Below are 24975 nucleotides of genomic sequence, written 5' to 3' on the forward strand. Positions count from 1 at the left end.
CCGGCTGTTTCGCCGTAGGTCGCGTTCAGCAGCCTGTCCAGCCCGTCGTAGGTGAACTTGTAGCCGCGGACGGTGCTTTCATTCCCTGCCTTCCAAGTCATGCTGCTGATGCTGTTATTGTATTTGGCTGTTGTAAAACAAATTCCGCGTAAGCTTGCTTCCACTGATACCCGTCAGTCAGCTGCAGACATTGTAAGTGTACGACTGCTTGTTCACGGCAGAACCGTGCAACGACTTGCTCTGTAGACGGCCCAGATTGTCATAAGCGTAGGCGGCAAGCGTTACCTTACTCGAATCATCAACCTGATACTTCAAGAATAGTTCACGTTGAACAGGCTGATTATGAGATGTCCGACAAGACAATACCTCTCAAGGTGTCAGGAATACTAAAAAGTCCAAAGATTAGATACAATGCCCCCTAAAAGTTGGATAAAATACTTTTAGGGGGCATCTCAGCAATATTAAAACACATCAGATGAAGAATATCTGCTGCAAATCACTTCGTTACCTTCGTCCATACTTCCTTAACATATATACCAAAACTATAAAATTCATAATAGGGACCAATATATATATCATAGGCAATTCAAAGAATAGAAATAAAAGGAACATTATAAGACCTAAAGCTACTGAATATAAAAAGCATATACCTAAAAATATAATGTTATAGGTATTACTCTTAATAACTATTCCAAGAAATGATATTAATAACAATATGATTGCGGCAATAAAGGTCTCAATGGATTTAAACGATAAAAGCCAAATACTTTGTACAGCCCAAAAAAACGGTATTGTTAATTTTAACATATTCCCTTTTAGTATCATTTATTTCTCCTTATTATGTATCCTAATGGATTGTTCTTTTCTATAGCCTGATATGCCTTACTTGGCAAATAAGGATTTACTTTTACATTGAAAATGTCCCCAGTTTGCCTATTGATTACTCTCATTTTGTTCATTGTTTCTATACCAGCTTTATTTAATGATTTTTGAACTACGATTATTAGCCCCATACTGATACGGAGACATCGAATGATACTTCTCAGCAAATCTGTCATTAGTCGTAAACCTACCCAATGCCGCATCATAATGCCTTGCACCATAATCATACCAGTTCAACCCCTTCTTCGCATCATACTCCTTGCCGTTATACTTGTAAGGCTGCACATTGCCTGAGCTTGCAAACACACCACCGAAGGGATAGTAATGGTTCGCTTCCTCAACAGCACCGCTGGAACTGAGGACTACGCGGTTGTTTCCCTGATGGTCCTGCAGGTAATAGTGGTACTTCTTGTCCGAAAGCGTAACATACCCCTCTTCCGTAAGAAGAAGCCTGCCAACACTGTTTTCATAGACCACATTGCAGCAATACACAGTAGGAACCGGATTGCCCGAACCATCTGCCTCCTTATACATCATGCGCCGCTTGATGCCGTCGGCAGTATAGCCATGCTGTATGAAACCGCCGGAAGCAAAAGTGACGCCCGTTGGCAAATTTAATACATTATATTGAATGCTGCTAATTCCTTCGGTTAAATCTGAAAAAGGCTATCCTAACATGTAAGATATAGGATATCTGATGTTAGGATAGCGATTAAAAATCATTCTATTTGAGATAATCTACTCACATCAGAGCAAGATAACACCTCATATTTATCATTCTTTCTTAATGCAAATATAGATGGAGTTTCATTTTCATAATAAAGCCCTATACTACCGGTATGATGAAAATAGAAGAAGAATTGTTCCTTTGAGTTATATATAAAGTTTCCATAAGGAGCAATTCCTTTCATAATACAATCTAATGCAACAGATAGGTAAGTATCCCAATCATTACAGACACAACAGCCAGAATATCCTTTAGCAATATTCGAATCTTGCAAGATATGCAAATAAGATACCGTTTCTTTAGACAAAAATTGAGGGTCGTAGCAAAATGTATTCTCTTGAATATTCCAAGTATCTATGCAAAAGTCCCACCATGATGGACTAAAGATAGATAATTCATCTACAACTGTACCAAACAAATCACAAAATAGAGATTTCATGTCGTCAATGCTAACTGAATCTTTTTTTATGTATATTTCGATTTTATGCCCTTGAACATCAATACAAGAATCAGAATCAAACTTTACCCAACAGAATGGGAAAGATTCACCTTCTTGCATTTTTAATATCTGTTTTCTCATTTCGAAAGCTCCTTCCATGGGATAAAAATCCCTACATCACTTTTATGTTTATTAATTATGAAATTTCCATACTTATCAGCATCTTTATGCCATTCTAAGCCTTTATTTGTCTCTTTATAAACTTTATAAAAACTACCGCCATGCTTTGTCTGGTCTTTTACCCACCATAGCCCATCTGATTTACTTTTATAAAATAGACCTCTAATGGGATGTTTCATTACTTTAGAGGATCCTTGTTTGGTCAAACTCCATAATCCTCTAATTGTATTCAAATTTGACGTCTTTGCAAAACCAGGCAAAGGAGGGGTTCCCACCATTGGAGCAACACCCGTTATTACTCCATCTGTTCCTACCTTATATGTAAACCGCGTTTGTTCACTATGATAGGTAGAGCCAATATCTAAAAGATAATAACCCACATACCCCCAAAAGCCGGAAATTGGTTCTAAAGCTCTAGTCCCTACTTTTGTCAAAGCATTAGGTACAGAAACAGCCACCTCATCCAAAGCCACAACGTCCTTCTTCGGATCAAATTTATTCCAATCAACGTCCTTTACATCTACAGTATCAGTTCCCAACGGATCAATATAATTCAACGGATTATTTAAACAGTAAGTAAACGGGCTCGTTGAATAATAGTTTTCCGCAGACGGATCCACCGTCGTAAACCTCCCCAGCGCCGCATCATAATGCCTTGCACCGTAGTCATACCAGTTCAACCCTTTCTTCGCATCAAGCTCCTTGCCGTTGTACTTGTAAGGCTGCACATTGCCTGAACTTGCAAACACACCACCGAACGGATAGTAATGGTTCGTCTCCTCTACCGTGCCGCTCTGGTTGATGACTACCCGGTTATTACCCTGATGGTCTTTCAAGTAGTAATGATACTTGCTGTCACTCAAAGTAACATAACCCTCATCAGTCAGCAGCAACTTCTGAACACCGTTCTCATAGACCACGTTTCCGCAATAGTCCGTCGTGGTGGTAGTGCTGCCTGTCTTATGGACAGTTTTCAGCTTTGTGCCGTCGGCACCATAAGTATAGGCAACCGTACTACCATCACTAAAAGTCACCACACTAGGCAAATTTAAAAAATTATACGAAATAGTACTAATTCCCTTGTTCAAATCTTTAGTTAAATTACCGTTGGAATCGTAGGTGTATTCATTCGCCTGCTTCACGCCGTCCTTGAACTCGAAGCCGCCACCGTAGGCGGAAGCCGCTGCCGCATCGTCCACGCGGTTCAACAGATTGCCGGCGAGGGTGAAAGTCAGGTTGTCAATCAGTCCGTAACCGGAAGCAGCGGTCTGACCGTAGCGTTGCAGGGTCTTGATGTTGCCGTTCTTGTCATAGGCGGTTACATTCTCACTGAAACGGTCGGTGTTCGCGTTGATGCCGGCTGTTTCGCCGTAGGTCGCGTTCAGCAGCCTGTCCAGCCCGTCGTAGGTGAACTTGTAGCCGCGGACGGTGCTTTCATTCCCTGCCTTCCAGGTCATGCTGCTGATGCTGCCGTTGTACCTGGCAGTGCCGTTACCGGTATTGTAGTACAGGTTCTGTGTGAACTTCGTTCCACTGATACCCGTCAGCCAGCCACGGACATTATAGGCATACGTCAGCTTGTTGGTGGCACTTCCGTGCAGGGACTTTGATTGCAGTCTGCCCAAGTTGTCATACGCATAGTCGGCAAGGGTTATCTTGGTGCCGCCTAATGTATGCTCTACTTTCAAGAGTCTGTCCGCATGGTTGTAGCTGTAAGTATACACTTCCGTGCGGGTTGTTTTTCCGCTTGCCGTGTGGGTATGGGTCACTGTAGCAGGCTTGTTTGTAAAAGTATAGACGGTAGCTGCTACATCATAACCACCCAAAGGATTACTTTGCACAGTCTTCACCACACGTCCCTTGATGTCGTAGTAGTGTGCCGTATAAATCTTGTTGCTGCTACCGAGTACCGTTGCCACACTTGCCGTCAGTGCCCCTTTCCCGTTGCCCGAAGCATCATCAGGGAAATTGCTGTTATTGAAACCTGCTTGCGCACGGAAAGCGTAGTTGTCATAGTAATTCCTGATGTGCACAGTGGTGCCCGAAGTAGTCACTTTGTTGGTGCATACACCTTGCTCCGTCAGACGGTTCAAGCCGTCGTACTTGTAGTACGTCCAGTTACCGGATGTAAGGGCACGCTGGTTGCCGTCCTGCGAGAATACCAGACGGTCGGCATTGTCATACACCATTTCCATATATCCCGCACCGGGAAGCTTCTTCCAGATACAACGGTTACGTCCGTCGTATTTGTACTGGAAGGCATACTGGTCGAGATTGGCCGAGCTCTGGTACATAGGCTGGAGCACGAAACAAAGATTGCTTTTGTCGTCATACACATAGTAAGTGTCGTGCGTTTCGCTGCCCTTCATCTGACGGGACAATACAACATGTCCCATCTTGTCGGTGAAGGTGTAGCTCACGTTCAGGTCTTCATCGGTGGTCTTGACGACCGAAAGCTGGCCGGAAGCATAGCTGCCGTTGCTCGTCAGTGCGCCTGCACTGCTTACGCTATAGTTGATGCAGTTCAACTGCGCGTTAGCCGTACTGTTGGCCAGATAGTCCGTATTGACGGAATGCCCGCCATGCCATGCGGCTCCCGGTCCGTATTCCTTGACGGTACGGTTCAGCGGAGAAGCCTCGTACACCGGCTGGCCGTAAGGACGCGAGTCGTTGCCATAGTTGCCGGGCGCACTGCTCTTGAAAGAAGCAGGCGCCACATACTCGGCAGACGAGACTATCGGCAGCCAGGAATTCGCGGCACGTCCTGCAACGTCATACTCCTGCAACGTCACCAGATTGCTGCTGCTTGCCGTCACCTTCTTCAATACCGTCTGGAACGGACGTCCCAGGCCATCAAAATACTCCACCTTGTCCAGATATTTACCTCCCGTTTCATCCAGCATGCTACGGGTACGCACATAATTATGGCTGGCATCCTGCGCCGCTGTTGTCAATGCATAACACAACAACGCCATAAACATATATTTTCGTTTCATACAGTTCTTTCGTTTCATTGGGGTTTGTAATTATACTGATATTCATTCACTACCTTTCCATTATGCTCCTTAACCTGGAACAAGCGGTTGAAGTCATCATAGGTAAAGGTCGCTTTCTCTTTATTCGGTTCTACAATTTCCGTAACACCCACAAGCGGGCGATAGAGATAGGTAGTAACCAAAGCATTGTCGTTGGCAAGCCCGTTTCGCACTGTGTTCAGGACAGCTGTAATAGACGCAGTATTCGCATTGGCCGGCAGTTGGCTGATGCTCGCCGACGAGATTTTCTCTACAGCCTCATACGTCTTTCCTTCTATCTTGGCCACCGGATAAAGATTGTTATAGGCCCATAGGAAGCTCACCGGCAAATTGTTGCGTATATAACCCAGCAGCCGGCCTCTCGAAGTGTACTTGCCAAACCAAATATCCTGCACATAGGCTCCCGCATAATCGGCCAGCGTCTTGGGAGTAGTAGAGTTGAATCTCAACGTACGTTTGGGCAATATCATATTAAGCGTATCTTTATATTCCGTCTTCGACGCATTCACCACTTTGCCGGCAGAGAGTTCGACATGTTCTATAGGCATACCCACCATATATTTCCCTTTCATCTTGACGGAAACGGCATCTGTAAAGCTGTTTGCATATTTAAACTGCTTTTCTTTCTCCACCCCATGCTTGTTACTCTTTAAAGAAGAAAGTACCCCATAATCAGTATAGGCATATCTCTCTTCGTCCACTATATTGCCTTCAGCGCGATAGTCGGTAGTCACTTTCTTGCTGAGATAGTACGATTGTGCCCACAGATTGTAAGGCTGCATGGTACGGGTAGGATGGGAATAATCCGGATTGAAATAATAGTTGCGTATTTTCGGTGCCCAAACCTCTTCCGAAGAAGAAGGTGAGTAGGTGTACTCCTCTCTCTTCAGCAGTTTATGATTTTTATCCCTATATTCTACCGACGAAAGTTTACCGTTCTCATAGTCAGGCACCGTAGGAATACCGGCCAGGTATATATCAGTAACCTCATCCGGAACGTTATGGTATCTGTAAGTGGTATATCCCTGAGTATCCATGTCGCCATATGATTCACTGACCGCCGTATATCCCACAAGGTTTCCTCTGGAAAGATTCGTCAAAGGGATATAAGGAGCAGATTGAATCAGTTCATAGTAAGCATTCATCCAGTTTCCTGCCCAACTTTGCATTTGTTCTACATAGACCGGTGCGTTGAATACCGGCTTCACCATCAGCTTTGCATCCTGATATTCAAACTTACGCCAACTCTGGTTACCGTTGCCGTCCGTATTCGTGATGGACTTGATGCGCAGCCCGGCACCCAGGTAATCCTTATCCAAGGGAGCATTCGTTTTGCCTACTATCTCTACCGAAATATTGATAGGATACTCCAACCTTACATTCTGCACTGCCAATGTCACACGATACGTACCTCTGTCCAGTTGCTTTTCAGTGTCATCAGGCCAGGGCTCCATCACATCATAATCGGGAGAAGAGAACAAGGTTCTATAACCATTACCCTCTTTCTTTTCGAGTTGTGTTGTGTAAGTAAGCGACGAAGCAAGATGTTCACTGGGATGAGGTTCGTCATGTCTTCTGCGGATGATAATCTTGGGATTGGCATCGTCCACTTCAAAAGGCTCGCCAATATACATAAGGACAGGAGCTCCGGGTGCTACGGGCGGCATACCGTTGTCTACCAGGTTAAGGGTTCCTTCGCGCAAGGGGGGCATCATAGGCAAAGTTTCAAAACGATGTCCTTCATACTCAAAGGTAGTTGTGCCACCCGTAGGATAGGTGATAGTGCGCAGCGTCCCTATCTTGCACAACGCCTCATTGAATGAACGGTCCATACCTTCTTTAAACAAGCTCGTCTTACTGCTCGGCTTTATCGACTCCGACCAATAAATGCTGGGGCTAATCTTTAAAGAAGCAGTCATTGGTGACGCACCGTTGTAGAATCCCCAGGCATCTACAGACAGAGAGCGTTTGGGCGGCAATTTCCCCATATTGTAATCCATGGTATATACATTGTTCTTCTTCGAACCAGCCACATCATATACCTTCGACAATAACAAACGGTCATCATAACCATTGGTAGTGGCAGCCATTCCGCTAAGCAGATATTTATACTCCAGCATGGTGGTCTTGATAAGGTTACCGGCAGTATCACTCACCTTGATACTCGACAGCTTCTGTACCTTTTTTCCGGTTTCCGCACTCTCTATATCCTCACGATCAGTTGTACCGAATTCTACTTTACCCCCTTCAAAAGTAATAGCCGACAATGTCCATTGCTCTATCTTGGAGTATGAGTAATTGTAGTTGAACTTATTGGTGAAATACTGCGGAGATTGTGAAGACAATTGGCCATTCACTATTTTAGACAAAGATATAACGTCTTCTGTAGTAGAAATGGGAGTAAAAATACTTTCTTTTTTGTAACTAAACATAATCTTTCCACCGTTGGGAGATGTCACAGAGTCAAGCATCCAGGCTGTTACAATCTGCGGTTCGTTATAGTATGGAAATATATGACTTCTAGTTATATCTGTTTGAAAAAAATCAATGGTATTTAAGAAATAGTATGTGATTTCTTTTGTCGAGAAGGAATAGACATATCCTTCCAAGTCCGTCATGGTCCATGTTTTGTTACTTGTATTGTATACCATCTTTACCACTTTTTCTTGTGTTTGGATGGTAGGGACGGCATTCAGTTGTCGGTTGTTCTTCAATACGTCGAAATACATGGAGCCCGAATGTCCGCCTGCATTGAAGTAAAACATATCAGGTTCGGCATCATAGTCACCTTTGAAATAACCCATATACTTCTCCAAATTCTGGTCGGTCACTTCAAATCTGGGATTGGTCAGCCACGGAGCATCAGTAAGGTTATAGCACCCACGTGCTGCAAAGTCGTCCGTACCCTGCACTTGTCTGACGACGCACCCTCCTGCCTGGAGGGTCCATCCAAGGCCGATCCAAGTAGCTTCTTGTGCAACACGTGTTCCGTCCGTATGGTACGATAGTGCAATGGGGAACTTCTTTCCGTCAAGGTCAATCTCGTAGATCGGGATAGTCAGATTGGCTTGCCCCACATAATTGTCGGTAGGTATCATGCCGAAAGTTCCCAATGAAGCTGCATTGGGAGATACCGGAACAATCCGGAAGTTGGTTTCAGGATGGCCATCCTGCGAATACATAACCGTTGCCTTCAGTAAAAGGAACAGTAATAAAAACAAGGATATTCTTTTCATGATAAATCGTTGTTATTAGAAAAATTATTCAATATGTTTTGCGGGATAAGGGATGGGGGAGCTGTTTTCCAAGCCTCTCCCATTCCCTTGCTGGCTTTTCAGCCTCCTACAGTGGCATCGCCTGCACGCCCAGCACACTGGCTATGGTGGCAATGATGGTGCCCACAATTTTCAAGATATCTTTCCAGGTTTCTTTGCTTATTTTCATAATTCCATGTTTTAAAGATGATTGTTCTAAAATTCTTTACTTACCTCGAAGCACGGACACTGCTTCACCCACTCCCACGGCTCCACCGTCCCATCTCCGTCCAAATCGGGGCTGAGGTCGCGGTGGCCGCATACACGGGCGTTCCGGAACTGTTGTAGCAGCTGGTACACCAGCAGGTGCAGGGCCGAACGCTGCTCCGGCGTACGGGTATCCTTCGGATTTCCCCGGGCATCCAGCCCGCCTTCGTAGCAGATACCTATCGAATACTTGTTGTGACCGCGGCAATGCGCACCGGGCAGTTCCAAGGAACGGGTTCCGAGCACAGTACCGTCTCTCCGGATATAGTAGTGATAGCCCGTCGTGCGGAAGCCACGGCGGCGGTGCTCTGCCTCCAGAGCCTCGGAAGTAAGCGTACAGCCCTCCCGCGTGGCGCTGCAATGCACCACGATGTAGTTGATTTTTCGCATAAGATTAGTTAGTGATTAATGATTAAAGATTAGTAATTTATGATTTGACGATTTACGATGTACGATTACTTTTCGTATCATAAATGCCTGCATAGGCGCGGTTATTTAGCAGTACGAATTTCAATCGTACATCGTAAATCGTCAAATCGTAAATGGCCTTATCCCAACGGATTTTCACCTTGGTCACCGTCGTTACCGCCCGAGCCACCGTCGTTGCCGCCCGAACCTGCCGTGTCCTGAAGGTCGAAGCGCACGCACTTCACCCCGGTCACCAGCGAACGGGTAGACACCGTATGGTCCAGATTACGCTTGGAGGTGGGCAGAAAACGCACTCGTAGTGTGGACTGGGTAGCCGACACCTTCAGAGGGTCTTCCACACCGTTCATGGTGGACTTCATCGTAAGGCGGAAAGTACCCAGACCGTCCAGCGTCACGCTCTCGGAAGACTGCAGGTGGCGAGTCATCACGGTCACCAGGTTGTCGATGACATTCTTCGAGTCACCCGTAGAGAGGGAAGACAACTCCGCAATCTCCTTGGCCACCTGCTCGGTGTCCACATTCCCCGTCAGCACCACGCGGGGATAGAAAAGCTTCTTGCCCTCTTTGTTGGCAAGAACCGACTGAAATGATTTGTAAATTACTGGCATAGTAGTTTTGTTTTAAAAATTAATAGTTTGTCTTGAAATTCAAGGATTCGTTTTTTTCAAATGAAACAACATTGTTTTATTTACGTGTATTAAGCTTAACCACATTGCAAAGATAACGCTATCCGGAAAAGTGTGCAAATTAAAAAACCGTTTTTCTTCATGAATTTATTCACAAATCGAAAACTTACTTACAGCACAGGCTCAGCAGGTATCGCCCCGGTTGCCGTATCTTGCCATGACTCTCGCGCAAGGCATAAAACCCCTTCCACAAAGGGTGGCCGATAGCACCGAAATTACTTTTGAGGATAATGGCATACTGCTCTTGCGGAGGAATATGGAACTGCTTCAGATTGAAAAGCAACCCGTCCAGGTTGCGGTCCGTGCCATCCTGCGGCGGTTGCAGTTGCTCTATTTTCCGAAGATATTCCCCCTCCGCGGATGGCACATCCGCGCCCTCAGTGCCCCCGGTTCCGGGGGAACTATGGAGGAGGGGATTTTCTTTGCTGTGTTGTGATGTGCTATGCTCTGCTGTGCTATATGTACCCGATGTCGCATTTTCGGGCTTAAATGCTGCACTTTCGGCAGCGGACAGCACGCTTCCATTGGCAGACGGCACTCTCCCGGCGGCAGTCGGCGCGGCCTCGTCATCGCTCTGAGAATCATCCACCAGACAATAACGTGTGTCTATGGCGGAAGATTTCCGGCGCTTGGTACTGAACAGATACTGCCGCTGTATCTCGGCAGAAGTCAGGATGGCGTATTTGCCGAAAAGGGCGGCATTGAAAATGCCGTACTCCACAGCCAGGGCAAGAATGCGCTTCACGTCGGCAGCCGTCTTTTCATAGAGGCAGGCGGAAAGGTCTTCGTAGAAAAGCTCGTCGGCACACACGTAATAGCCTTCGTCGGCATAAATGCAGGAGAGGGCGCCCAGCAGAATGGCAAAGGAGCCGTCACCCTCACGTTTCATGATGCGGCGCACCAGACGGTCGTGCATGAAGTCTGTGTTCAAGGGGAAATAGTCAAGTCCCCGTTTTTTGATTCTGGACATGGTTTGATGATTAGGGGTTAGTGATTAGGGGGAGAGAGCGGCTTGTATCATTCTATATCACCTGCTTCGCATAGGCGTTTCCGCTTGCGGAGCACGCTTTCGCGCACTACCTTCAAAGCATTCAGAATAAGATACATACGAAGAGTACAGTCCGAAATTTCAGTGATGACCGGATAACGGAGGGGATTGCTTGCAGGAAGTGAGCGACGGTAGCGGGCGTTGCTCATCGCCCTACGGCATTCCTTGCAATAATTGTCGGGGGCAAGCGTACGCTTGTCTACATAAAAAGAATCAACGGGCAGTTCTCTGTGGCAACATCCACAGAAACGAACATTTTTTTCAATAATCTGTTCCATAACCATTTTTTGTTAAGAATTAGTACAATAATATTTTTTTCGGCACGCCCCTGCCAAAGATGCTTGTAGGGGCTGTTTGCTGGAAGTATATATCCAGCGTATTCTATCTATACATCCAGCGCGTTGCATCTATACTTCCAACGCACCTCATCTATACATCCGGCAAGGCAGATGCCCATTTTTTCAAATTCGTAAGTATTTTTGCTAAATTCGGATGCTTCCGGATAAAAGACCAGATGTGTATTTTCCATAAATCCCTCCCTTTTATTTGCATTTATAAAACATGATATGTATTTTTGTCCCAACAAAGATAATACTGTTTTCATTTATAAAACAAACAAATCGGGAATTAAATTCTTAAATAAGACGTAAGACAGTATAAATGAGGAGATAATAGTTTCTGAATAATTTACACGTAAAAACTGAAGAATATGGCGAATGACAAAGACCCGGTATTTTGTGCGGCAGACATCATAAAACGTGCCAAACTGGCGAAAGAATTCAAGACAGACAGCGAACTTGCCGCCTTTCTGGGTATATCACGCTCCACACTGAGCAACTGGAACGCCCGCAACAGCATCGACTTCCCCCTGCTGCTGGGCAGCCTGGACGACGTGGACTACAACTGGCTGCTGACGGGAAAGGGCTCGCCTGCACATCATTCAAAATTCTGTGACAATGACTTGGTACAAGGTGAAGTGGAAATACTTCACACACCAAAAACAGCCGACCCTATGGACGACCGTAGCGTGACCCTCTATGACATCTCTGCCGCCGCCAACCTGAAGACACTGCTGGCTGACCGCCCGCAGTACGCCTTGGGGCGGATTGTAATTCCCAATATCCCTGTGTGCGACGGTGCCGTCTACGTCTCGGGCGACTCGATGTATCCCATCCTCAAGTCCGGCGACATCGTAGGCTTTAAGTCCATCCGCGACTTCACCGACGTCATCTACGGTGAAATGTATCTCGTCTCCTTCGAACGGGGCGGCGACGAATACCTGGCAGTGAAATACGTCAACCACTCGGAACGGCCGGACTGCATCCGTCTGGTGAGCTACAACAACCACCACGACCCCATGGACCTGCCGCTGGCGGCAGTCAATGCAATGGCCATCGTGAAGTTCTCGATAAGGAAGAATATGATGATGTAGAGGGCGGCATTATCACCGGAAATTTCGTAAGAAAGCTCCTGGCAAGGATTGTTTAATAAGTAAACAGAGAAATTATACAAAAAAAGCTTGTAATTTATTCTTTTATCTTATTTTTGCGATGCCATAGGCATAATAATAAGTATCCGGAAAAAAACATGCTTATTCCATCCAATAGAACAAAGAGGGAGTGCATTCTTTCAAGGTTATGTTTTCTAGTGCTTTCAGTATGGGTGTCCCTACCTTCCGCAGCACAGAACAATCCCTACAAGATAGACGATGCACTCTACCCCATCTACCAGCGGGCTTCCAAGCAGGCACGCCAGCAGGAGGGGCTGCTGGTGGCCGACACTTTGTATCAACAGGCTCTGAAGCTCGGTGACAAAAAAGCACAATGCCTGGCATACATCATCCCCCTGCAGTTCTATATATCCCAAAAAGATGATAGCAAAATAGAAAAGGCATCCACTGACCTGAAAGAGATTTCACGTGCCAATAACTATCTGCAATATTATTATCACGCTTGGAGCAGCGAAATCATCTACTTCCTGAACCAACAACGCTCATTGCTCGCCTTGCAGAAAGCGGAAAAAATGAAAAAGCAAGCTTTTGCCGACAGATACCCTTACGGTATCTTCAGCTGTATCCGAACCATGGGCCATATCTACAAATCACGCGGAAACTTCGACCTCTCCGCCCAATACTATCAGGAAGCCTTGGACTATATGCTGAAGAATATGCCCGACCAGGATCCCAGCCAACTATACTCAAGCCTTGCCGAATATTACCGTAACACCCAAAAAGATTACGCCACCGCACTGGACTATTGCGAAAAAGCCTTGAAGAGCGCCAAAACAGAACGGAACATAGCCCAAGCCATGATAGAGAAATGCCTGATACTATTCCGGCAGGGGCGTATAGATGAATTCAACGACTGCTATAAAGAAGCCGTACAAATGGCAGACCGTTGCAAGCTCTCTGCCAACGTTTCCCTACTGATAGCCCACATCAGCAAGAACATACTGGACAAACAGTATGAGCAGGCCCATGCCCACGCTGACCAATTGTCCGAGAAAGGCTTGCAACAACATGCTTACATTTACGAATACGCCAAAGACTATCCCAATGCCATCAAATATCTGAAAAAATACCACCAGCAGTTGGATTCGACGAACAATCTCCTGCAACTGTCGGACATCGCCGAACTGAACACCCAAATAGGCGCCGAACGTCTGAAAATGGAAAACATACAGGCCACCTCGCGCTACCGCATCACTCTTTTCAGCATTGTCACCGGCTTTTTGCTGTTATCCCTGCTTTTCCTGATGCTCTACCTCCACCGCAAACGTAAAGTCAACCTCGAACTATGCCACAAGAACGAGGAACTTTCCGAAGCACGCGACCAAGCCGAAGCAGCCAACAAGGCAAAGAGCATCTTCCTGCAGAACATGAGTCACGAAATACGGACACCGCTCAACTCTATCGTGGGCTTCTCACAACTCATCACTTCCCCCGACGCGAACCTTTCCCAAGAGGAAAGGCAGGATTTCTGCCATCTCATACAGCACAATTCCGACCTCCTCCTTACACTGGTGGGGGACATCCTCAGCGCAGCCGAGTTGGAAAGCAACAGATACACCATGAAGATAGCGCCGCACAGTTGCAACAAGCTCTGCCGGGAAGCCATAACCACCGTTGAACACCGCAAGCCCGAAGGCGTGAAGCTCTACTACACCTCCGAAGTGGACGACTGCTACGAACTGAGCACCGACGGGCAACGTGTGTGCCAGATACTCATCAACTTCCTTACCAATGCAGAGAAACACACCACACAAGGCGAAATCCGCCTGCACTGCTCCCTCACAGAGCATCCCGGATACGTCACCTTCTCCGTCACCGATACCGGTACCGGCATTCCCCCGGAATACTCGGAAACCATCTTCGAACGCTTTGAAAAGGCCGACAACTTCGGGCAAGGCACCGGCCTGGGACTCAATATCTGTCGCCTCATCGCCGAACGGCTGAAAGGGAAAGTGCTGCTGGACAAGGAGTACAAGGAGGGGGCAAGGTTCGTGTTTATCCTGCCGATGAAAAAATCCATTTGAAGAGCAAGACCAAAACAACAAAGGCTGCCTCTTCTGCATCCTCCGAAACACCGGTATCTGCAGAAGGGCAGCCTTCTATATAAATAGCCGTAAAGCTATGCTGATTATAAACCGAATGCGGCTTTCACCTTGTCCACATAGTCCAACTTCTCCCAGGTGAAGAGTTCCACTTCAATGTCCTTGTTGCCTTCGTAGCGGCTCTTGAAGTGCTTGACGATGGTCTGCGGCTCGCGGCCCATGTGTCCGTAGGCGGCAGTCTCCTGATAGATGGGGTTGCGCAGTTTCAGGCGGTCTTCTATCGCCTTGGGGCGGAGGTCGAACAGCTCGTCAATTTTACGGGCAATCTCACCGTCGCTCATATTGACGTGGCTGCGGCCATAAGTATCTACGAAGATATTAATGGGGCGTGCCACACCGATAGCGTAACTTACCTGTACCAGCATTTCGTCGGCAACGCCGGCAGCCACCAGATTCTTGGCAATGTGGCGGGCTGCATAAGCTGCGCTGCGGTCTACCTTAGAGGGGTCCTTTCCGGAGAAAGCGCCGCCGCCATGGGCACCCTTGCCGCCGTAGGTATCTACGATAATCTTGCGTCCCGTCAGCCCGGTGTCACCGTGAGGACCACCGATTACGAACTTGCCCGTGGGGTTGACGTGGTATGTGATATGGTCGTTGAACAGTGCCAGCACCTTTTCATGATGGATGGAAGCAATGACACGCGGCATCAGAATCTCGATTACATCCCGGCGGATTTGGGCGAGCATTTCCTCGTCGGCCTTCAGCTGGGCGGCATCACTGTCGTCGGCAGGCTGGACGAAGTCGTCGTGCTGGGTGGAGACTACGATGGTGTCGATGCGTACGGGTGTGCCGTTGTCATCATATTCGATGGTCACCTGGCTCTTGGCGTCGGGACGGAGGTAGGTCATCACCTTGCCCTCGCGACGGACATCTGCCAGCACTTGCAGGATGCGGTGTGCAAGGTCCAGTGAAAGCGGCATGTAATTCTCCGTTTCGTTGGTGGCGTAACCGAACATCATTCCCTGGTCTCCGGCACCTTGTTCCATGGGGTCCTGTCGCTCCACGCCGCGGTTGATGTCGGGGCTCTGCTCGTGGATGGCGCTCAGCACGCCGCACGAATTGCTCTCGAACATATACTCGCCTTTGGTATAGCCGATTTTCTTGATTACTTCGCGTGCGATGAGAGGCATGTCAACGTACGCTTTGGTTTTCACTTCTCCAGCCAGCACTACCTGACCGGTAGTAACCAGAGTTTCGCAAGCTACTTTCGAACTGGGGTCGTAGGCCAACAGTTTGTCAAGCACAGCGTCCGATATTTGATCGGCCACTTTGTCGGGGTGTCCTTCAGACACCGATTCGGATGTGAATAAATATCCCATTTCAGTTGAGAATTGATAGTTGATAATTGATAATTCAACGAATGGCGGAAGGAGGTGTGTGGAGTAGATGCATCCGGCACACAAACGTGCCGTCAGAAAAGGATGTGTTTTAGCATTTTTTTCTGTGGTTGCAAGCTACTCAAATCTCTCCACATATCGTTTTTCGGGGGCAAAGATAGTGCAAACCGAACGCAGAACAAAATGAACTTGTTCATTTTTTATGCTGAAGTGCAGCCTATCTTCGCTTTCCGGAGGCAAAGATAAAAAAGAAATCTTGTATCTGCGCTACAGATAGCAGAGATTAACACTGATTTTGCAACAATTCCCCGATTGTCTTTCCCAATACCGGATGCACCACGCCTGAAGCAATCTCCGCCAACGGCTCCATCACGAAACGGCGTTCCTGCATCAGCGGATGAGGAAGTTTCAGTTCGGGAGTATCCAGCAAAACGGGAGTACCGTCATCGGCAAAACAGAGCAACAGGTCGATGTCTATCACACGGTCGCTATACACTGCATTGACAGACTTATGCGTACGCCCCATCTCCCGCTCGATTTCCTGCGTCGTTTGCAACACCTCCAAAGGCGCCAAAGCAGTGTCTACGCAGAGTGCGGCATTCAGAAAAGTATTATCGGAAGAAAAGCCCCACGGAGCAGTAGCATAAAAAGCAGATAGGGAAATCACTTCACCTATCTGCTTTCTTATCTTTTGGACGGCCATGCGGAGGTTCTGCTCCTTATCGCCGAGATTGGTACCAAGACTGAAATAAACAACCATAATTACCGGTCTGTAATCAGCATCGCATCTCCATACGTACCAAAGCGGTACTCTTCCTTCAATGCCACATTGTATGCCTCCATCACCTGCTCGTAACCGCCGAAAGCGGCAACAATCATCAGCAGGGTACTGAGCGGCATGTGGAAGTTGGATATCATGGCATTGGCCACGGTAAAGTCGTACGGCGGGAAGATGAACTTGTTGGTCCAACCCTCGTATTCCTTCAAATGTCCGTCGGTGCTGACGGTGCTCTCGATGGCACGCATCACGGTGGTACCTACGGCACAGACTTGGCGGTTCAGGTCTTTGGCATGGTTCACAATCCGCACGGCTTCCTCGTTCACAATCATCTGCTCGGAGTCTGTCTTGTGCTTGGTGAGGTCTTCCACATCAATGTCGCGGAAGTTACCCAAGCCGGCATGCAGGGTGATGTAGGCAAAGTCAATACCCTTGATTTCCATACGCTTCATCAGCTCGCGGCTGAAGTGCAGGCTGGCGGTAGGCGCTGTAACAGCTCCTTCGTTGCGTGCAAAAATAGACTGGAAACGTTCGGCATCGTCCGGCTCTACGGGACGGTTGATGATGCTGTGGGGCAGCGGCGTTTCGCCCAGCGCATAGAGCGCCTTCTTGAACTCATCGTGCGGACCGTCGTAAAGGAAACGAAGCGTACGCCCACGCGAAGTGGTGTTGTCGATAACCTCAGCCACCATAGAGTCGTCGTCACCGAAGTAGAGCTTATTGCCGATACGTATTTTACGGGCAGGATCCACCAGTACATCCCACAACCGGAGCTCTTCGTTCAACTCACGCAACAAGAACACTTCAATACGCGCACCGGTCTTTTCCTTGTTACCGTACAAGCGGGCAGGGAAAACCTTGGTGTCGTTGAAGATAAACACATCTTTGTCATCAAAATAGTCCAGAACATCCTTGAACATCTTGTGCTCAATCTCACCCGTCTTACGGTGCAACACCAGCAGACGTGACTCGTCTCTGTACTTCGTGGGGTGCAAAGCTATCTTCTCTTCGGGAAGCTTGAATTTGAATTGCGACAGTTTCATAATTAGTTATGAGTTATAAGTTATTTATTATTTATATCAGTCTGTTTTAGTCATAAGAGGGTATGAGTTATCCGGCAGTATGCTACACTTCATAGCAAATAACTCATAACTTATAACTAAATATCTATCTCCTGCGCCTCTATCCACTCTTTAAAATCGAGGGGATTGAGGCAGTCTGCCAGCCGGACGTCGCCTACGCGGGTACGCTCCAGGGCGGTGAGGTGAGCGCCGCTCTGCAGGGCTTCGCCGATGTCACGTGCCAGGGCGCGGATATAGGTTCCTTTGCTGCATACTACGCGTACCTTTATCCACGGTTCGGCAATATCCAGCCCGTCGTCCAGCAGCTCTATCTCGTCGATGACGAGCAACTTGGGTTTCAGCTCTACCTCCTCTCCCTTGCGGGCAAGGTCGTAGGCACGTTTCCCGTTCACCATACATGCCGAGAAGGCGGGAGGCACTTGCTGTATCTCGCCGATGAACTTCTTCAGCGTCTCCTCCACCAGTCCGCGGGTGATGTGCTCCGTGGGATAGGTGGCATCTATCTCATGTTCCAGGTCGTAAGAGGGAGTGGTGGCACCCAACCGGATGGTGGCAACGTACTCCTTCGTGTGATACTGGAATTCCTCAATCCGTTTCGTGGCCTTGCCCGTACAGACTATCATCACCCCCGTAGCAAGCGGGTCGAGGGTACCGGCATGGCCTACTTTCAACTTCTTCTCCTTTATCCGCCGGCAGATGTGGTAACGCGCATGTCCCACAACCTTGAACGATGTCCATCCCAGCGGTTTATTGAAATAGAGGACTTCTCCTTCTTTAAAATTCATTGGCCTCTCCCCTAACCCCTCCCCGGTAGGGAGGGGGATAAAATGGTACAACTTAATATTTTTCTCTTATTGATTTCCGGAGTAATCAGTCTTTCCCCCACACAAGGAGGGGACTTTAGCTTAATATGAGCGTTATGACACCGGCTATCGCGCAATAGATGGCAAAATAAATCAGCTTGCCCTTCTTCACAATATTTATCATCCACTTGCAGGCCAGGCAGCCCGAAACAAAAGCAGCCAGGAAACCTACCACCAGCGAAAGCGCCGGAATATCCCCCGCAACCGCCTCACCTTTCATCATCTTCATCCCATCCAGCAGTGCCTCACCCAAGATGGGAGGCATCACCATCAGGAAAGAGAACTGTGCCAGCTTCGCCTTGTTGTCGCCCAGCAACAGACCGGTTGCAATGGTACTGCCCGAACGGGAAAGCCCCGGAAGCACCGCGCATGCTTGTGCAAGACCGATGATAAAGGCATCCTTCATGCTGATGTTCTCCTTCTGCTTCGGCTTATAATAATAGGAGAAAGACAGCAGCAGAGCTGTCAGCAGCAGGCAGCAGCCCACAACGACCAGTCCCGAACCGAAAATGGCCTCTACTTCGTCCTTGAAAAATACCCCCACAATGCCGATAGGTATCATGGATACCAGTATATTGATGACGTAACGTGTCTCCTCGTTCATCTGCCACTTGAACAGTCCCTTGAAAATCCAGTCAATCTCTTTCCAGAGTATCACCAGCGTACTGAACACCGTAGCCACATGTACCACTATCGTAAAAGCAAGATTCTCCTCTCCCTCAATACCGAACAATGCCGAACCTATGGCGAGGTGTCCGCTACTGCTCACCGGCAGATATTCGGTCAGTCCTTGAATAAGCCCAAGGATAAGCGCTTCAAACCATTCCAATTTGTTTAAGTTTTTAAGTTCTTGAGTTGCCGGAGGGGCTGTCCGGAAGCTCTGTTACTACTTTCTTTCTGATTATTTTTCAGACGCAGATAACGCAGATGACACGGATTTCTAATATTCCAATCTGCGTCATCTGTGTAATCCGCGTCTGAAAGTTTACTCCTCTGCACGACAGCTTTTAGGCTTGCGCAGCACGGCATATATCATGAACACAAACCCCAGCAGGCAAACTACCGGAGCCACCTTGATGCGTCTCACACTAAAAATGTCCGGCTCAAAGGTCGTCGGGGTAGACACGGGGCCGGTCATCAGAAGAAAACCAATGATAACCACCGCCATTCCGATGCCAAGCAGGATAAAATTGGTCTTATCAAAAGCGAATTTCTCTTTACTCATCTATACATTTACTATTTTACTATTTACAATTTACTATTTGGAGGCTGCGATAACAGTACTTTCTCTCTATGCACTTCAAGGCGTTAAATATAATACAGTGTGCTTGCCTTCATCCTCAGATATTTGTTGATGGAAAGCAAAGCGCACAGCCACGTAATAAGTACACCGAACACCAGCACGGCACCCGACACCAGCACCATCACCTCGGGCGTAATCACCTTGACCAACTCCGGTTCGTAGGACACCAGCCAATAGGCGGCTCCCCACAGAATGCTGTCGGCTATGAAAGCGGCCAGCACACCTATCCAGAAATTGCGCCGCAGAAACGGACGACGGATGAATGCCCAGCTTGCTCCCACCAGCTTCATGGTGTGGATAAGGAAACGCTTGGAATATATAGCCAGACGGATGGTGTTGTTTATCAGCGCAAAGGAGATAAACGTCAGTATCACAGCCAGCCCCAGCAGCATCAAGCTGATATTCCTTATATTATCGTTCACGGCATCTATCAAGTCTTTCTGGTAGAGCACTTCCTGGATATTGGTATTCTTTTTAATCAGTTTCTCTATTTTGGCGATGCTGTCCGAATTGGCATAGTCGGAATGCAGCTTGATTTCGATGGAGGCAGTGAAAGGATTGTAGCCGAGGAACTCTTGCGGGTCCGTACCCATCGCCTCAGTCTGCTCGCGGAGTGCCTGCTTCTTGGAAATGTATTCCGTCTGCTTCACAAAAGCCTCCTTGTCCAGCCTCTTCTGAAGCTTCAGGATGTCGCTCTCCTTCATGTCGTCACTGACAAGCACGGAGAAACTGATGTTCTCCTTGACGTACACGGAAAGATTATGAGCCGCGAGCACAAAGAATACAACCAGCCCCAACAGCAGTAACACCAGCGTCGTACTGATGCTGGACGTAATGAACTGCATGTCAAAATAGGATACCGAGTTATTCTTTCCTTTCATTATATCAATTATAAGTTACGAGTTACAAGCTACAAGTTATGTAAATCAGTCGCTATTAATCATTAATCCCTAATCCCTTTTCTCACCCTTTCTTCCTGAACACGTAAATCATGGAACTGCTGCGTTCCTTCTTCACCAACGCGCTGAACCAGGCCAGTGTACCGGTCACCATTCCCCGCAGGAAAGTACACGAGTGCCTCATGTGCTTTTCTGTCAGCATGGAGACGTAGAAGGCATCGAACGGCATGGGATGCCGCTCTGCCATGATGAAACCATGCTTGGAACCGAATTGCTGGATGGTGCCCGGTGTGAAGTGCCACAAATGGCGGGGCACATCGTAGGCAGCCCAGTAAGCCCCGTATTTCTTTGCGTCGAAGGAGGAGCAGTTGGGCACAGCTACAATCAGCACCCCCTTTTCAGTCAGCAGGGAGTGCAGGGTTTCCCACGTTTCGTTGAGGGGTTCCAGATGTTCCATGACATGCCATAGGGTGATGACGTCGAAACTGCCCGGTGCAAAATCTTTCAATGCCGTATGGGGTTTCACATCCAGATTGAAGTGTTCTTTGGCAAAGGCACGCGCCTGCGCACTCTTTTCCACAGCTTCCACCTGCCAGCCGCGACGCTGCATGGCATCGGCAAAGTAACCGGTCCCCGTACCCAAATCCAGCAGGCGGCCCTCCTTGCGGTGTGCTTCACGGAACACAAGGCGTGCCTTGCGTCCCAGCATATAGTTGCGCACCCAATGGTACACGGAGTTCATCGCCCCCTTGCGGGTATCGGTATGTGAAATGTAATCAGGAGTTTCGTAGTAACGACCGATTTCAGCCTCCACGGGAAAGTCTTGTGTGAAAAGGAAACCGCAATCCCGGCAGCGGCACAAGTGGAACATTTCGCCCGAGGCATAATGGTCTACACATGTCAGGGCACGCTCCAAATGCGTTCCACCACATAACGGACAAGCTTTTATAGTGAGTTTATTCATCGAACGTTCTGCCAATAAGGAAGTGCAGCCCGAATGAAACAGACCACACCATACCTAAATTTGGTGCAAAATAACAAATAAAAAGTGATTTATAGGGTTTCCATTAAGGAGATTTAAGAAAACAAACACTTGCTCCGGCCAGCTGGCGGAACGAATGACCAACTGTTCGATATTAAGCGGACAACTGTCCGATAATGAACAGTTTTCGAAAGCATCTATTCATTGATTATCAACAACTTAAATCTTTGGCATGGGAATTGACTATAATTAGGCGAAGGCGTTTGAGAAAAAGATTAGTTGGAATGCAACTTTTTAATCGGGAACAACGTCTAAAAGAAACAGAGTAAGTAACAACAATTAAAAATAAAGATTATGAAAACTACAAATTTATTCAAGGCAGTCGCATTCGTAGCAATGACTATCGTAAGCATTATGAATACAGAAGTGAAAGCTCAGGAAAACAACTTCATCACCAATGAAGAAGTGAAAAACGAATTAGTAGTTGCCAAGACCATCTTTAAGCAAGACGGTGCACAACTTTACCGGCACATCCGTTATGAATACTCTTATGACGACCAGAAACGCCTGACCTGCAAGGAAGCCTCCAAGTGGGACGGTGCAAAAGACAAATGGACACCTTACTTTAAGATGACATACCAATATGGCAATGATGAAATCACCATGTCCTACGCACGTTGGAACGAGTCTCACAAGGCTTATGACAAAGACATGAAGAAAAGTGTGTATGAATTGAACGATGAAAACATGCCGGTAGCTTACAAACTCTACAATCAGGACGCGCCAAAGTCCGAATTGACCCTGGTAAGCTACAACAAGACCGACTACGTAGCGAATATTCTGGCCATGGCAGAATAAAATTTAAAGTTTATAATATGAAAAGCACGAGCCTCACGGCTCGTGCTTTTATTCTATATACCGGTGTCATCATACTGATGTCATCGAGACTTTTCTATCCCGTCAGCCGGCTACCTCTTCTCCTTTCAGCGTAGCCGAACTGGATTCGGTAACCTTCACCATCACAAAATCGCCCACACGGTGCGTGCCACGGTCAAACACCACCACACGGTTTTGTTCCGTACGGCCGAACAACTGGTCACGACTACGTTTGGAAACACCTTCCACCAGCACCTCGTACGTCTTGCCCACGCAACGGGCATTCGCCTCGGCAGAGAGACGGTTTTGCAAGGCGATGATTTCATTCAGACGGCGAATCTTCACCTCCTCGGGCACATCGTCCGGCAGATGCTTGGAAGCATGCGTACCGGGGCGTTCGCTGTACTTGAACATGAAGGCGGAATCGTATCCGCACTCCTCCATCAGCGAGAGGGAAAGCTGGTGGTCCTCCTCCGTCTCACTATGGAAACCGGAGAATATATCCGTAGATAAGCCACAATCGGGGATGATGCGGCGGATGGCTGCCACGCGGTCCATATACCACTCGCGGTCGTACTTGCGGTTCATCAGCTTCAGGATGCGGCTGCTCCCACTCTGTACCGGCAGGTGGATGTGCTTGCATACGTTGGGCATGTCGGCAATGACCTGGAGAGTTTCGTCGCTCATGTCTTTAGGGTGCGAGGTAGTGAAACGGATACGTACGCCCGGCGCTGCCTCTGCCACGGTGCGCAGCAGCATTGGGAAAGTAATCGTCTCTCCGTCCGGCTTCTCGAAGCGGTAGGAATTGACGTTCTGTCCCAGCAGGGTGACTTCCTTATAACCCTTTGCCACAAGGTCGGCCACTTCATTGAGGATGCTTTCCACATCACGGCTGCGCTCGCGGCCACGGGTGTAGGGAACGATGCAGTAGGTACAGAAATTGTTGCACCCGCGCATAATGGACACGAAGCCGGAGATGTGGTTTCCGCAGATGCGCGAGGGAATGACATCCCGATAGGTCTCTGTGGTGGAAAGCTCCACGTTGATGGCTTTCTCACCGGCCTCTACCGAGGCAATCAGTTCGGGCAGAGTAAGGTAGGCATCCGGCCCCACCACCAGGTCCACATGATGGTTGGTGATTAAGTCGTCCTTCACACGCTCTGCCATACAGCCCAGCACACCCACTATCAGGCCGCGTTTCTTCTTCTTGAGCGAGTGGAAGAACTCCAGACGGTTCAGAATCTTCTGCTCCGCATTGTCGCGGATGGAGCAGGTGTTCATAAACACTGCATCGGCTTCCTCCAGGGTGTCGGCCACCGAATATCCCGCCATCTGCATGACGGATGCAATCACTTCACTGTCGGCCACATTCATCTGGCAGCCGTAAGTCTCGATAAACAACTTCTTGTTGTCATCAGCAGTTGCAGATTTAAAGTCTGCTCCCGTTACTTTTTCCATAATCAGTTCGTTTAAAATCAGTTTATATCATAAGTTGGTATCTGTCATTCGGAGCGCAAAGATACTTCTTCCCTCCCAATAAACGGATGAAATGAAAGAAAAATGCCATTACAAGTTGTCAATCTGCGCCTTATCAGCTAATTTATGTTAAGAGAGCAAACATTTTCCGAGTGTTAATTTGGCATAGAGCAAATTAATTCACAAATTTGTGGAATGAAAGAAACATTAGATTTTTTCATAGTTAAGGTTTAGGTTAAAAAAATTAAGGGGAGCTGTGAAGCTGCCCTTTTTTATTACCAATTCCTTGGCTGTAATCAGATTAAATAATTAACTTTGCCCAAAAGCAAAGATAAGAGATAATTGCACTATCTTTGGGTGGAAAATCAAAAAGAATATGGAAGATGTCTTCAAGTTTCTGTTAGTTGCGGCTGTCATAGTAATCGGACTCGTCAAGCAGTTTAAGAAAGAAGCAAATAAAAATGCTGACAAGAGTCCCGACATACCTATGCCCGACGTTGACAACCCACTGCCCGAATACTGGGGCGGAGATACTTACGGAGGCTTTATTCCCGAAGGCCCCAAGCCGGCAGAAAAGCCCAAGCCGGTATCCAAACCGTCTGCCAAATCCAAGCACACTTCCATAAAGGCTTCCCCTCCCTCCCCGGCATCCCGTCCGCAGGAATCCGATGAAGTAACGTCCGAATACGGCATCCACTCGGCAGAAGAAGCGAGGAAAGCCATCATCTGGTCAGAAATACTTCAACGGAAATATTAAAGACAGTCGATAATTGCAGAACCAATTACGAGCCCCTTCAGAATCTTTACACGAAAAAATAAC

At 47.7% G+C, this 24975-nt stretch carries 23 protein-coding genes and 1 pseudogene; 4 read left to right on the plus strand and 20 right to left on the minus strand.

Annotated features, from left to right (window positions below):
- Window positions 1–177: 177 nt before the first annotated feature.
- From CSD97_RS18800 to CSD97_RS01705, 11 genes and pseudogenes are all read right to left on the minus strand, one after another.
- Window positions 178–315 carry a hypothetical protein gene (locus tag CSD97_RS18800; RefSeq protein ID WP_005825331.1) on the minus strand — a complete coding sequence of 46 codons (138 nt, stop codon included), beginning with the start codon at window positions 313–315 and terminating at the stop codon, window positions 178–180.
- A gap of 684 nt (window positions 316–999) precedes the next feature.
- Window positions 1000–1539, minus strand: a pseudogene (locus CSD97_RS01665) (RHS repeat-associated core domain-containing protein); the annotation flags it as partial.
- A gap of 62 nt (window positions 1540–1601) precedes the next feature.
- Window positions 1602–2189: a hypothetical protein gene (locus CSD97_RS01670; RefSeq protein WP_225982724.1), complete on the minus strand. Its 588-nt coding sequence runs from the start codon at window positions 2187–2189 to the stop codon at window positions 1602–1604.
- Window positions 2186–5224, minus strand: coding sequence for a DUF6443 domain-containing protein (locus CSD97_RS01675; RefSeq protein ID WP_244284008.1), 3039 nt, complete (start codon window positions 5222–5224; stop codon window positions 2186–2188). The genes CSD97_RS01670 and CSD97_RS01675 overlap by 4 nt, the downstream gene beginning before the upstream one ends.
- 14 nt (window positions 5225–5238) lie before the next feature.
- Window positions 5239–8499, minus strand: a complete 3261-nt coding sequence (locus CSD97_RS01680) for a hypothetical protein (RefSeq protein ID WP_005834034.1) — start codon at window positions 8497–8499, stop codon at window positions 5239–5241.
- Window positions 8500–8605: 106 nt separating this feature from the next.
- Window positions 8606–8707, minus strand: a complete 102-nt coding sequence (locus CSD97_RS18805; protein WP_005825315.1) for a smalltalk protein — start codon at window positions 8705–8707, stop codon at window positions 8606–8608.
- A 26-nt stretch (window positions 8708–8733) separates the two neighbouring features.
- The gene (locus tag CSD97_RS01685; protein WP_005825313.1) at window positions 8734–9174 is read right to left on the minus strand and encodes an N-acetylmuramoyl-L-alanine amidase; all 441 of its coding nucleotides are present in this window, start codon (window positions 9172–9174) and stop codon (window positions 8734–8736) included.
- A gap of 158 nt (window positions 9175–9332) precedes the next feature.
- On the minus strand, window positions 9333–9821 hold the full coding sequence (locus CSD97_RS01690) for an HU family DNA-binding protein (protein WP_005825310.1): 489 nt from the start codon (window positions 9819–9821) through the stop codon (window positions 9333–9335).
- 184 nt (window positions 9822–10005) lie between these two features.
- Window positions 10006–10869, minus strand: coding sequence for a DUF4373 domain-containing protein (locus CSD97_RS01695; protein ID WP_057097298.1), 864 nt, complete (start codon window positions 10867–10869; stop codon window positions 10006–10008).
- 47 nt (window positions 10870–10916) lie between these two features.
- Window positions 10917–11231, minus strand: coding sequence for a hypothetical protein (locus tag CSD97_RS01700; protein WP_008662326.1), 315 nt, complete (start codon window positions 11229–11231; stop codon window positions 10917–10919).
- Window positions 11232–11332: 101 nt separating this feature from the next.
- Window positions 11333–11476, minus strand: coding sequence for a hypothetical protein (locus tag CSD97_RS01705; RefSeq protein ID WP_229081966.1), 144 nt, complete (start codon window positions 11474–11476; stop codon window positions 11333–11335).
- A 180-nt stretch (window positions 11477–11656) separates the two neighbouring features.
- On the opposite strand from CSD97_RS01705, the gene CSD97_RS01710 reads away from it, so the two are divergent.
- Window positions 11657–12379: a helix-turn-helix domain-containing protein gene (locus CSD97_RS01710; protein WP_005825301.1), complete on the plus strand. Its 723-nt coding sequence runs from the start codon at window positions 11657–11659 to the stop codon at window positions 12377–12379.
- A gap of 155 nt (window positions 12380–12534) precedes the next feature.
- Window positions 12535–14481: an ATP-binding protein gene (locus CSD97_RS01715; protein WP_098031885.1), complete on the plus strand. Its 1947-nt coding sequence runs from the start codon at window positions 12535–12537 to the stop codon at window positions 14479–14481.
- Window positions 14482–14585: 104 nt separating this feature from the next.
- On the opposite strand, the gene metK is transcribed toward CSD97_RS01715, so the two are convergent.
- The 8 genes from metK to CSD97_RS01755 all read right to left on the minus strand — a co-directional run bounded on the left by metK (window position 14586) and on the right by CSD97_RS01755 (window position 21785).
- Window positions 14586–15878, minus strand: coding sequence for a methionine adenosyltransferase (metK, locus tag CSD97_RS01720; protein ID WP_025834620.1), 1293 nt, complete (start codon window positions 15876–15878; stop codon window positions 14586–14588).
- Window positions 15879–16179: 301 nt separating this feature from the next.
- On the minus strand, window positions 16180–16656 hold the full coding sequence (gene folK / locus CSD97_RS01725) for a 2-amino-4-hydroxy-6-hydroxymethyldihydropteridine diphosphokinase (protein WP_005825297.1): 477 nt from the start codon (window positions 16654–16656) through the stop codon (window positions 16180–16182).
- A gap of 2 nt (window positions 16657–16658) precedes the next feature.
- Window positions 16659–17717, minus strand: coding sequence for a tRNA preQ1(34) S-adenosylmethionine ribosyltransferase-isomerase QueA (queA, locus tag CSD97_RS01730; protein WP_005825296.1), 1059 nt, complete (start codon window positions 17715–17717; stop codon window positions 16659–16661).
- Between the two features lie 116 nt (window positions 17718–17833).
- Window positions 17834–18541: a tRNA pseudouridine(55) synthase TruB gene (gene truB / locus CSD97_RS01735; protein ID WP_005825294.1), complete on the minus strand. Its 708-nt coding sequence runs from the start codon at window positions 18539–18541 to the stop codon at window positions 17834–17836.
- Between the two features lie 115 nt (window positions 18542–18656).
- Window positions 18657–19448, minus strand: coding sequence for an undecaprenyl-diphosphate phosphatase (locus CSD97_RS01740; protein WP_005834001.1), 792 nt, complete (start codon window positions 19446–19448; stop codon window positions 18657–18659).
- A gap of 156 nt (window positions 19449–19604) precedes the next feature.
- Window positions 19605–19844 carry a DUF3098 domain-containing protein gene (locus tag CSD97_RS01745; RefSeq protein WP_005833999.1) on the minus strand — a complete coding sequence of 80 codons (240 nt, stop codon included), beginning with the start codon at window positions 19842–19844 and terminating at the stop codon, window positions 19605–19607.
- Window positions 19845–19927: 83 nt separating this feature from the next.
- Window positions 19928–20803 (minus strand): permease-like cell division protein FtsX, encoded by an 876-nt coding sequence (locus CSD97_RS01750; RefSeq protein WP_005833998.1) that lies wholly within the window; start codon window positions 20801–20803, stop codon window positions 19928–19930.
- 82 nt (window positions 20804–20885) lie between these two features.
- On the minus strand, window positions 20886–21785 hold the full coding sequence (locus tag CSD97_RS01755; RefSeq protein WP_057089640.1) for a class I SAM-dependent methyltransferase: 900 nt from the start codon (window positions 21783–21785) through the stop codon (window positions 20886–20888).
- Window positions 21786–22157: 372 nt separating this feature from the next.
- Here CSD97_RS01755 and CSD97_RS01760 point away from each other — a divergent pair, with 372 nt between their 5' ends.
- On the plus strand, window positions 22158–22661 hold the full coding sequence (locus CSD97_RS01760; protein ID WP_098031886.1) for a DUF3836 domain-containing protein: 504 nt from the start codon (window positions 22158–22160) through the stop codon (window positions 22659–22661).
- A gap of 102 nt (window positions 22662–22763) precedes the next feature.
- On the opposite strand, the gene miaB is transcribed toward CSD97_RS01760, so the two are convergent.
- A complete protein-coding gene (gene miaB / locus CSD97_RS01765; protein ID WP_098031887.1) occupies window positions 22764–24137 on the minus strand; it encodes a tRNA (N6-isopentenyl adenosine(37)-C2)-methylthiotransferase MiaB in 1374 nt (457 codons plus the stop codon).
- Between the two features lie 394 nt (window positions 24138–24531).
- Here miaB and CSD97_RS01770 point away from each other — a divergent pair, with 394 nt between their 5' ends.
- Complete coding sequence (locus CSD97_RS01770) at window positions 24532–24912, plus strand: hypothetical protein (protein WP_005825277.1); 381 nt, start codon at window positions 24532–24534, stop codon at window positions 24910–24912.
- Window positions 24913–24975 lie beyond the last annotated feature (63 nt).

Source organism: Bacteroides sp. AR29 (genome assembly GCF_900217715.1).
GTDB lineage: Bacteria > Bacteroidota > Bacteroidia > Bacteroidales > Bacteroidaceae > Bacteroides > Bacteroides uniformis.